The sequence below is a fragment of the Mesorhizobium sp. M7A.T.Ca.US.000.02.2.1 genome, from assembly GCF_003996995.1.
Taxonomy (GTDB): domain Bacteria; phylum Pseudomonadota; class Alphaproteobacteria; order Rhizobiales; family Rhizobiaceae; genus Mesorhizobium.
This window is the reverse complement of sequence record NZ_RZTT01000207.1, coordinates 1-10533: the sequence shown is the minus strand read 5'-3', so window position 1 is coordinate 10533 and position 10533 is coordinate 1. Positions and strand designations below refer to the sequence as shown.

Here is a 10533-nt window from a genome sequence, read left to right as displayed (position 1 = left end):
CGCCATTCGTGTACGCGACGTATCCAAACATTATGTCATGTTCGAACGGCCTGAAGATCGCTTCAAGCAAATGGTGGTACCTCGGCTGGAACGGCTGATCGGGCGTCCACCGCGCCGCTATTTCCGCGATTTCGCCGCCCTGTCAGATATTTCGTTCGAGATCGGTCGCGGCGAAACTGTCGGTATCATCGGCCGCAACGGTTCCGGAAAATCCACGCTGCTGCAGATAATCTGCGGTACGTTGCAACCGACCACCGGTTCGGTCGAAGTCAACGGCCGCATTGCCGCGCTGTTGGAACTTGGCGCTGGATTCAATCCCGAATTCACTGGACGCGAAAACGTGTTCCTTAACGCATCCATACTCGGCGTTCCGCGCAAGGAGATGGAGTGGCGCTTCGATGACATTGCTCGCTTCGCCGATATCGGCCCATTCATCGACCAGCCGGTGAAGACCTATTCGTCGGGCATGTATGTGCGCCTGGCCTTCGCTACGGCCATCAATGTCGATCCCGACATCTTGGTGGTGGATGAGGCGCTGTCGGTGGGGGATGAGGCCTTTCAGCGCAAATGCTTCGCTCGCATCGAGGAGATCAAGGACAAAGGTGGCACCATTCTCTTCGTAAGCCACGGTGCGCAGACTATCGTGCAACTGTGCTCGCGAGCGATGCTCGTCGACGCGGGTGAACTCATTTTGGAAGGCCGGCCGAAAACCGTAGTAGCTCAATACCAGCGACTGGTTAATGCGAGTTCCGAAGGCGCCGGTGAGATTCGGGCAAGTATTCTCCAGGCGGATGAGGCTTTGAGAGTTGGCGGAGGAACCAACGGGACACCGTCATCGGCCACAAAAACCGAAGTGGCCGAACCTAACCGCGATGAGAATAACCGAATTCTCAAATACGCAGATTACTTTGACCCGGCTCTCAAATCCCAATCCACCGTGTACCTTGAAGAGAGAGGTGCCCGCATCCACGACGCTCGCATTCTGACACTGTCGGGCGAGAGAGTGAATGTTCTACAACTCGGTAAGCGTTACGTTTTTGAGTATTTCGTAAATTTTTCCGCTCAGGCTAGTAACGTCGGATTCGGGATGTTCGTAAAGGCTCTAAATGGGGCGGGTCTTGGGGGAGCCAACTCGAAGAATACCCTTGGCTTACAGCTGAAATCGGTATCAGGGGGCACGATTCGCCGTGTCCAATACGAGTTTGAATGCGGCTTTCTCCCAGGTACATACGCTGTGAACTGCGGAGTCACTGGTACCGTGGGCGGCGACGGTTTCGTTATGCATAGAGTCATCGACGTGGAACTGTTTCGCGTGGCGTCGGAGCCGAACATGATTGGCACGGGCTTCTTTAACATTGAGCCGATGCTGACAGTTTCCTCCGAAAGCGAATTTACCGAAAAAGCGTAGGGCATGCTGGAATCTTTTTTTGACCGAATTCGCTCTCTCCAACGGCAGGTTGGAGCACACCCCAAGACCCAAGACTATAACGATGTCACAGTTGTTTTTGTTTGTCAGGCTGGCGAGTGGGAGGCCAAGGCGCTGCTTCTTGCCGCCTCCCTACGCCGATGGTGCGGAGATGGCATAGACCTGGTTGCCGGCGTTCCAACGCCGCCAGAGGTGTGGGGCGTGTTGAGTAAAGAGACAGAAGGGGAATTAAAGTCACTGGGCGTTCGACAAGAGCCAATAACTAATCCTTGGGGAATGGAATTTTCTCACGCCAACAAGATAGGATGCCTACGAATAGCTGTGGATCGCCCTGTCATAGCATTCTTAGATTCTGATATTTTGTGTTTGGGTAAGCCTGATTTCACTCATCCTGGGCACAATGGTGTTAGGATTAAGTTGGCTGATGCTGTTCCTTTTGAGAATGATGTTGAAGTCTGGAGGCAAATATACGAAATTTGCGGAGTGCGTTTTCCTGATATTCGTTACCCGATGACGGCAACCTGTCAATATTCTCTCCCTTTCTACAACAGCGGCGTGATGATTGTTGAAAGCAGATTCGCCGGACAACTGGCCGACGAATGGGAGGGCATGAGCACTAAGATAAGATGCGCAGAGGGGCTGCCGGATAGGCGGCTTTGGAGTGATCAACTCGGTCTTGCCGTCGCATTTCATAAGCTTGGCGTCAGGCCGCGGGTGATGGATTTCACGCAAAACCACCCAACGCATCTCATGCCGCTGTCGCCATTTCCGAACGTCCGACTGGCGCACTATCATTGGCCCGCGGTCCTTCGCGAGGAACCTGAGTTGCTTTCCGAGATGCTGCATTTCGCTACGAAGTCGGCGGCCACTCGTAAGGTGCTTGAAGCACATCCCGAATGGTTGAAAATTCTTAGTACAAACAGGAGACCTAGCAAGGTTCCGAATTCGTCCAACACTTTGCTGATAACTGGCATTTCTAGAAGTGGGACGAGTTATTTGTGTCAACTTATCGACAACTTGAGCAACGCGATCGCATTGAACGAGACGCCAGAATTGGTGACCGGCTTGCAAGGGGCAGGACCGGCATGGGCGCTCGCTACTTATCTGAGGAAAGTCCGAAGGCTGGTCGTCGAAGGTGAGCCGGTCGTTAATAAAGTGACGAATGGAAGTGTCATCGCCGACACGGCATTGCTCGATCAACTGTCAACTTACGTGCCTCGCGTCGACGATGAGAATTTCACCCTGGCCGCAAAAAACACGTTTGCATTCGTTTCCAGCCTACCACGCTTGCGTCGCGTTTTACCTGACGCCCGTATCGTGGTGTGCGTGCGCAACCCGTTCGACACCATCGCCTCGTGGAAGACCAGCTTTCCTCACTTGCTCAACGCAGATACCAGTATACGACCTGTCGGGAACGCAAACGATCTGTGGCTTTCGACCTTGCGTCGTACCGAGTTGCGCTTGATTGCGGAAACAGAAAATTTGCCGGTCAAGCGCGCCATGCTCTGGCGCTACTTAGCGGAGCGCATTCTCGAAGACCGCGGCAATCATGTTCTGGTGAAGTACGAGGATCTGGTTGTCGACCCGTCCGCGGAGCTTGGCAAAATCCTCGGCACTTGGAACGCCGGAAAGCCTGTCCGGCCAATGAAAGCCGGGCGCCCCCACTCCAAACGGCACGCTTTGGATCAGGATGATCTGATTGCTATATCTGGCATTTGCGCCGATGTTGCGTCGGAATTGGGTGTTTGGGAGCGTGGCTAAAGCAAGTGTTCCGTGCATCGGGGAATGACGCTGGAAATGGCCAGCGGAGGCAAGGACTAAGACGGGTTCACGTTCAGAGACATAGCTCGCTTCCCCCTTTTTGCGCACATTTCCAAAAACCTCTAGCTATGCCCTCGCCCCCGCAGTATGCGATACAGGACGGCGGGGGCCGGGGATGGTACTTGAGTAAGGTGATTGGTCGCGAAGTATCTTCGTGTTCGCACCTCGCTGGTGTTGATGCCCCTGAGCCTGGAGTCTAGTGCCGTCCAATGAATTCCCACCTAGAAGCTGTGTTCGGGCTCAGGCCACAGATGCGGCGCGCCTTCATCATGGTCCAGGACGTGGTCATGGTCCTGGTCGCCGTGGCACTCAGCCTCGTGCTTTCGCGGTCTAATCTTTCGTTCGACGCGCTCTCCAAGGAGGGTCTGGCGACATGGGCGGGCATCGTCGTCATCAGCCATTTGCTGTTCCGCTACAGTGGCCTCTACACCACCGTCTGGCGCTTCGCCTCGACGCCGGACTTTTTCAACATCCTGAAGAGCTGCGCGATCTTGACGTTCACTCTTTATGTGGCGTCGCTGCTGCTGCGTTTTTACCGGCCGGTGGCGGGGCTCAACGAGCGTCAGTTCATCGTCTTCTTCCTCGTCTCCTTCACCATCATATCGGCACCCCGGCTGTTCTACCGCTTCCTGCGTGACGGCGCGAGCTGGGGCATTCTTGGCCGCAAGTCCGACGATACTGAGCCCAAGCGCGCGCTGTTCGTTGGCCGGCTCGGCGAGGCCGACCTGATCATTCGTTTCACGCGCACGGCGCAGCCGGCTGACTATTCCATCGCAGGCATCATGGCGACCGAGCGCGGCGCACCGTTGGGCACGCGGATTCAAGGTGTTCCCGTGGTGGCGACCCTGCCGCGTCTGATCGATGTCCTGGAAGACTATGCCAGCGGCACCAAAAGCCTGGACTTGCTGATTTTCGGCAGCGGCGCCGAGCACGAAATCGAGGACTATTCGGAACTTGTGCGCATTGCCCGGCACGGCGACATAAATGTGGTGCAGTTCTCAGGTCTTTCGGAGTTGGAACAGCATGGAAAGCTGGTTCTCGACACCGTCGAGATGGAAACGATCCTGCGCCGTCCGGCGGTCGCGTCCGACATCCAGCGCATCGGCGCCTTTGTCAGCGGCAAACGCGTTCTGGTGACCGGCGGCGCCGGTTCGATCGGCCAGACGCTGGTCAAGCGGTCGCTGGAACTGGGAGCCGAGGCGGTGCTGGTCGCCGACAACTCCGAGTTCGGCATCTTCCAGCTGAGCCAGTATGTTGACGAGAAGGACCATGACCGACTCAAGGTCCGCATCGTCGATGTCTCCGACCGGCGCCAGATAATGCGTGTCGTCACGGAATTCCGGCCGGACATCATCTTTCACGCCGCGGCGCTCAAGCACGTGCCGCTGCTCGAGGAGAACTGGGATTCGGCCATTCAAACCAACATTTTCGGAACGCTCGTCTGCGCCGAGGTTGCCGCCAAGTGCGGGGTTGCGCAATTTGTCCTGATATCGAGCGACAAGGCGGTGGATCCCTCATCGGTGCTTGGCATGACGAAGCGGGCCGCCGAACAGCTCATCAGTGCCTTGCACGGCACGCCGGCAGGCGAGACGGGCGGGCGCCTCCCGGCCACCAAGTTCATTGCAGTGCGGTTCGGCAATGTCTTCGGCAGCAATGGTTCGGTGGCGACCATATTCCAGGCGCAGATCGAGGCTGGGGGGCCCGTCACCATCACCGACCGGCGTATGACGCGCTATTTCATGACCGTGGCCGAAGCCGTCGATCTCGTCATCATGTCGGCGGCCGATGCCGCGTCGCGGCAGAGCGGAGACGATTATGCCGTCTATATGCTCGACATGGGCAAGCCGGTGCCGATTCTTGAAGTGGCCGAAACGATGATCCGCTTGTCCGGAAAGAGCCCATACAAGGACATCGCGATCCGGTTCACCGGCATCAGGCCGGGCGAAAAACTTCACGAAACGCTGCATGGCGAAGACGAGGAACTCGTCGAACTCGGCATCTCGAAGGTTTTCGGCCTCAGCACGGACGTCGTGGAATGGTCGGATGTCCAGGTCGCGCTCACGGCCCTGCAGCAGTCGGCGAAAAACCAGGACAAGGCTGCCGCGCTCGCCGCATTGGCAGGTCTCGACCGCGCCAAGAAGGCCAGGGCGAGTGCACGTCAAGACGCGATCCCGAAAACGGCGGGGCAGGCGAGCTAGGCCCGGTTCAGAATTCAGAAAGCGATCTTGCTCGTGAGCAAAGATGATCTGCGCATCGCGGTCCTGATGGGCACGAAAGACGGCGCCGCCTTCATCGAGGAGCAGCTGCAATCCCTGCTCGAGCAGTCGCACCCTCTGGTCGACTTGTGGATTTCAGACGATGGCTCCACCGATGGCACGACCGCCATCATCGAGACATGGAAATCCCGCTGGCGGCCCAAGGGGCGGATGACGCTGGTAGAGGGGCCGCGGCAAGGCTTCGCCGCCAATTTCCGCTCCATGATCGTCGACCGACGCATCGAGGCGGACTGCTATGCCTTCTGCGACCAGGACGATATCTGGGAGACCGACAGGCTGGAGAGCGCTATCAGCTGGATGCGGACCCAGGATGCGAAAACCCCGCTGATGTTTTGTTCGCGAACCGCAACCATGACGGAAACAGGAAGCCTTGTCGGCCATTCGCCGCTGTTTGCCCGGCCGCCATCCTTTCGCAATGCGCTTGTGCAAAGCATCGCCGGCGGCAACACAATCCTGCTCAACGCCGCGGCACGCGACCTGCTGGCCAGGGCCTCCACGCGGACCGGGTTCGTCAGCCATGACTGGTGGGCCTATCTCATAGTGACCGCCGCCGCCGGCATCGTCCGCTACGATCCGCGACCGCTGGTGCGCTACCGGCAGCACGCGGCGAACCTGGTCGGCGCCAACGTGTCCTGGAAAGCAAGGTTCTCTCGGCTTGGCCGCCTGTTCAAGGGGGAATTCGCCGGCTGGACGGACCTCAACCTCGACGGTCTCGCCGTCAATCGCGATCTCCTGACCGAGGACGCGACGGCGTGCCTCGACCTTTTCATCCGCGGGCGCAACGGTGGCCTTTCCCGCCGCTTGGCAGGCTTGCGCCAAAGCGGCGTCTATCGGCAGACCGTTTCCGGAAACATTGGGCTCTATCTCGCCTTCATCCTGGGGCGCATCTGAACATTGCGACGGCTGCGTGGCGCGCTTGGTCAAGAGATCGGCTCATGCTACGTCGACCGGATTGACGGCATTGGCCTGCGGCGTTGCCTCGGGACTTCGGCAGGGAGCACTATCGGCCGTTCATGAAGGCAGCCAAGCAAATCTTCGATATTGCCGGTGCGGCTCTGCTGCTGGTGGCGACATCTCCTGTCTTGGCGCTCACCGTCCTTGCCGTTCGGGCATCGTCGCCGGGCCCGGCTATTTTTTCGCAGGTGCGGGTCGGCCGTGACGGTCGGCTTTTCCGCTGCCACAAGTTGCGCACCATGTATGTCGGGACGCCGTCGCTACCCTCGCATGAGGCGCCGGCGGATTCCGTGACATCGGTCGGGAAGGTCTTACGGAAGTTCAAGCTCGACGAGCTGCCGCAATTCTGGAACGTCCTGAAGGGCGAAATGAGCCTGGTCGGGCCGCGCCCCTGCCTGCCGACCCAAACGGAGTTGATCGAGTGTCGCAGGCGGCTGGGGGTTTTGGCGGCGCTGCCGGGCATAACCGGCCTGGCCCAGATCAGGGGCATCGACATGTCGAACCCGGAGCTTTTGGCCGAAACGGATGCTGCCTACCTCCGCACTGCGTCGTTCTGGCTCGACCTTCGGATACTGTTTGGAACGCTCTACCGCAGACCATGATCCCAAAAAGTGGAAGCCGGTTTTTGGAAAAGATCATGGTCAAGCAAGAAAGTCAGGATCTACCGAGCCGCGCCAGCTCGGCCAGCCGCTCGACCGTGCGGGCTTCAGGCGTCCACCCCTGCGATACCAGCAGGGCGGGGTCGCATATCTGCGTCGCGGTCAGGCTGTCCCAGAACGCCCGCCTGCCGAGCGCGGCCACGACCGGCCGTATCAGACCGGCCGGCACAGCCATCAGGCGCACACGCCGCCCCAAACCTCTGCGAAAGGCGGCGATGATGGCCTCGACGGCGACCGGCGGCACATCTGCGCCGACATAGATCGGGCGAAGCGGTCCGGAATGGCTGAGCAGGTGCGACACTGCTCGCACCGCGGCCTCGGAAGACATCAGCGAGCGGATTCCGGTCAAGGCACCCGTCGGCAGCGGCAGCGGCGTATCGGCAAGGCGCATCAGCGTTGCCAGATTTCCCCTCATGCCGCTTCCATAAACCGGAGGCAGGCGCAACACGGCGGCGTCCGAGCGCCCGTGTAACGCGTAGGCGTCCAAAACCTTGATCTCGCCTTCGCGCTTCGAGCGTCCATAGGCGCATTGTGGGGCAGGAAGCGTGTCCTCGTCGATCGTTGCGCTGACATGCGCGCCGATCACCGCTCGGATCGAGGAGAGATGAATGAAACGTCCGCTTATCTGGGCGGCCGCTGCATGCGCCAGCCTTGCGCTCAGTTCCACATTGGCCGCCTGGTAATCGGCTTCGGTTGCATTTCCCTGATCATTGTTGAGGCCGGCGCAATGGACGACGTCAGTTATATGCCGGGTCAGTTCCAGGAAGGCGGCGGCCGGCGCATCGAAGCCGGGCATCGGCACAGTCTCGTTCTCCGAACCCAGCCTCTCGGGATGGCGGGAGGCGAGGCGAAGCTCGGCACCGGCTTCGCGAAGGTGGCGCACGACAAGACGCCCGATGAAACCTGTCGCGCCCGTGACCAGAACCTTCATGGCCTTGCCCGAAACAGCTCTTTGCTGACTACTCGCGCTTCCATCACTGGTGCAAGTGCCTGCTCTTCCAACAAAGGAACATGGCGTCCGGAGGCGAGATATGTTCCGCTCACCATGAAGACCATCAGCACCGAGTCCAGAATGTCATGGCCGATCAGGATGCCTGTCATTCCGGCCGTCAGATAGGTGATCACCACGACGACAATCATGGTGGCGCCGAACCGCTCGTTCGGATCGTTGCTGTTTCGCAAGACCCTGGCGGCATTTCCAGCCGCAACGATAAAGATCGCAGCCAGCGTCACGGCACCCAGAATTCCCGCTTGCACGAGGGCGGTCAGGAAGCCGTTGTGAAAATGGTTGAAGCCTGTGTCCATCGCGAACTGCTCATGAAAGCCCTGCTTGATCAGATGCTGGGTTGCACCCACACCGTGCCCGAACAGTGGCATGTCATGGAATGCTTTGAGGCCGATCTCCCAAAGCGCAACACGTATTCCCAACGAGGTGTCGTAGTTGCCGCCAGCCCCAAGCGCACCCCAATCGGAGCGCAAAAAGTCGACCCGCCCGGATATCGCCTGGAAGCTGGAAGCAGTGATCACGACGCCGACCGCTGCCAGCAGCAGCAGCAGGCGAACGGCATTCCTGCCTCTGAGCCTGTGCCGGTTGATCAGCATGACGGCGATGCCGGCGATCAGCAGTGCCAGCCAGACGATACGCGAGCCGGAATAGATGACGGCGATCGTCCCTGCCAGTGTCGCGTAGAAGAGGGGTGTCCGGGCTTGCTCAACACCGGACAAGGCGCCAGCCACACACATCACCACGGCAAGGCACACCACGGTTGCGAAGACGATCGGATTTCCGGCTCCCCCCTCGGCCCTGACGCCAATCCAATATTGCTGGATGACGGCCATGAGCAGCGCGGCAAAACAGGCGGCCATGCTGGAAAGCACGACAATGCGGGCAAGCGTGGTTTTCTGCGTGATGCTCCAGGTCGAATAGGACACGGGAAAAAACAGGAAGGTGACGAGCGGGATAAGATGTGGCGCATCCCGGGCGAACGAATTGTTGACGATGGAAGCCAGGAGATTGGAGGCGCAGTAGGCATAGATCGCGACCGTCAACCAGATCATGGGCCGGTCGGCGTTGAAGCGCCTTTTCCCTAAAGCAATCAGCAGGACTGACGATAGGCCTCCGCCATTGAATACAAAGCTGACCACCGATCCCAGAACCGGTGGAAAAAAGAAGCAAAGGATGGAGAAGTAGTTGTTGATCCGCGAAGGCGTGAATTGCTGTCTCAGGGGTGAAAGCCGGGTCAATTTTCGGGCTCGCTGTCTTCGGCAAGTTTCATGCGGCGGATCTTGTTTAGCGAAGTTGAATACGCTCGCCTCGAAATTGCCCCATGCCTGATGATGCACTTGCCCGTTTCCCGAGGCTGGTATAGCGGCTGCCCCCCATTTTCGATAGTGTATAGGGCAGATTGCCACCGAAAATCGGCGGCAGGCGCGGGCCGACCAGAGGAAGTCCCTTGAAAGCCGCAGCTGATCCATTCAAGCAATATTTTCCCCGCGTTTTCTGGGCCGTTGAGCTTGCAGGCAGGAATTTCCGGATTTGCCGGCATCTGTGGAAAATTCATTCTCGAACCATGTGCGGCCGGGTCAGTCCAGCATTGTTCTTGACAATGGCGATCTGCTAGAACGCCGGCACGAGAAAGAACGTCCAGAAACAAGGCTCGAACCGGGCGCGAAGAGCTCGATGATTTGAGGCAAGGTCTTCTGTTGGAAGATACGAAAGAACGCCCACGGCCCATGACAACAGCGCTTACGCATCTTCAGCGGCTTGAAGCCGAGTCCATCCATATATTCCGTGAGGTTGCGGCCGCTTTTGCCAAGCCGGTCATGCTCTATTCGGTTGGCAAGGATTCATCCGTGTTGATGCATCTGGCGATGAAGGCGTTTTATCCCGCCAAGCCGCCGTTCCCCTTTCTTCACGTCGACACGACGTGGAAGTTCCGCGAGATGATCGCCTTCCGCGATCAGATGGCGCAGAAACTCGGCTTCGATCTCCTGGTTCATGTCAATGAAGACGGCGTGCGCGACAACATCAATCCGTTCGACCATGGTTCGAACACCCACACCCATGTCATGAAGACCGTGGCGCTGCGCCAGGCGCTCGACAAGTACGGTTTCGATGCGGCCTTTGGCGGCGCTCGTCGCGACGAGGAGAAATCGCGCGCCAAGGAGCGCATCTTTTCCTTCCGCAACGCCCAGCATGTGTGGGATCCGAAGAACCAGCGCCCCGAAATGTGGAAGATATTCAACACCCGCATCGCATCGGGTGAATCGATCCGCGTCTTTCCGCTGTCGAACTGGACCGAACTCGATATCTGGCAGTACATCCTGCAGGAAAGTATCCCGATCGTGCCGCTCTATTTCGCCAAGGAACGACCGGTGGTGGAACGCGACGGCATGC

The 10533-nt window shown here is 58.7% G+C and carries 8 protein-coding genes; 6 read left to right on the top strand and 2 right to left on the bottom strand.

What is annotated here, in order from left to right:
- The 5 genes from EOD15_RS19570 to EOD15_RS19550 form a co-directional block, all read left to right on the top strand.
- Window positions 1–1408: ABC transporter ATP-binding protein (locus tag EOD15_RS19570; RefSeq protein WP_148129585.1), on the top strand; the 1408-nt coding region annotated here is incomplete at its 5' end.
- Window positions 1409–1411: 3 nt separating this feature from the next.
- The gene (locus tag EOD15_RS19565; protein ID WP_127320327.1) at window positions 1412–3187 is read left to right on the top strand and encodes a sulfotransferase; all 1776 of its coding nucleotides are present in this window, start codon (window positions 1412–1414) and stop codon (window positions 3185–3187) included.
- 269 nt (window positions 3188–3456) lie between these two features.
- The gene (locus EOD15_RS19560) at window positions 3457–5445 is read left to right on the top strand and encodes a nucleoside-diphosphate sugar epimerase/dehydratase (protein ID WP_164761694.1); all 1989 of its coding nucleotides are present in this window, start codon (window positions 3457–3459) and stop codon (window positions 5443–5445) included.
- Between the two features lie 33 nt (window positions 5446–5478).
- Window positions 5479–6414 (top strand): glycosyltransferase family 2 protein, encoded by a 936-nt coding sequence (locus tag EOD15_RS19555; protein WP_127320325.1) that lies wholly within the window; start codon window positions 5479–5481, stop codon window positions 6412–6414.
- 122 nt (window positions 6415–6536) lie between these two features.
- Window positions 6537–7079 carry a sugar transferase gene (locus EOD15_RS19550; protein ID WP_127271926.1) on the top strand — a complete coding sequence of 181 codons (543 nt, stop codon included), beginning with the start codon at window positions 6537–6539 and terminating at the stop codon, window positions 7077–7079.
- 52 nt (window positions 7080–7131) lie between these two features.
- On the opposite strand, the gene EOD15_RS19545 is transcribed toward EOD15_RS19550, so the two are convergent.
- On the bottom strand, window positions 7132–8067 hold the full coding sequence (locus EOD15_RS19545) for an NAD-dependent epimerase/dehydratase family protein (protein WP_127408747.1): 936 nt from the start codon (window positions 8065–8067) through the stop codon (window positions 7132–7134).
- Complete coding sequence (locus EOD15_RS19540; protein WP_127322591.1) at window positions 8064–9380, bottom strand: O-antigen ligase; 1317 nt, start codon at window positions 9378–9380, stop codon at window positions 8064–8066. The genes EOD15_RS19545 and EOD15_RS19540 overlap by 4 nt, the downstream gene beginning before the upstream one ends.
- A gap of 489 nt (window positions 9381–9869) precedes the next feature.
- Here EOD15_RS19540 and cysD point away from each other — a divergent pair.
- Window positions 9870–10533, top strand: a 664-nt coding sequence (gene cysD, locus EOD15_RS19535; RefSeq protein WP_148129583.1) for a sulfate adenylyltransferase subunit CysD, incomplete at its 3' end; no start/stop codon positions are given.

Coding starts and splice junctions, on each gene's coding strand:
- EOD15_RS19565 (WP_127320327.1), top strand. CDS start 1,412: ATGCTGGAATCTTTTTTTGACCGAATTCGCTCTCTCCAACGGCAGGTT.
- EOD15_RS19560 (WP_164761694.1), top strand. CDS start 3,457: ATGAATTCCCACCTAGAAGCTGTGTTCGGGCTCAGGCCACAGATGCGG.
- EOD15_RS19550 (WP_127271926.1), top strand. CDS start 6,537: ATGAAGGCAGCCAAGCAAATCTTCGATATTGCCGGTGCGGCTCTGCTG.
- EOD15_RS19545 (WP_127408747.1), bottom strand. CDS start 8,067: ATGAAGGTTCTGGTCACGGGCGCGACAGGTTTCATCGGGCGTCTTGTC.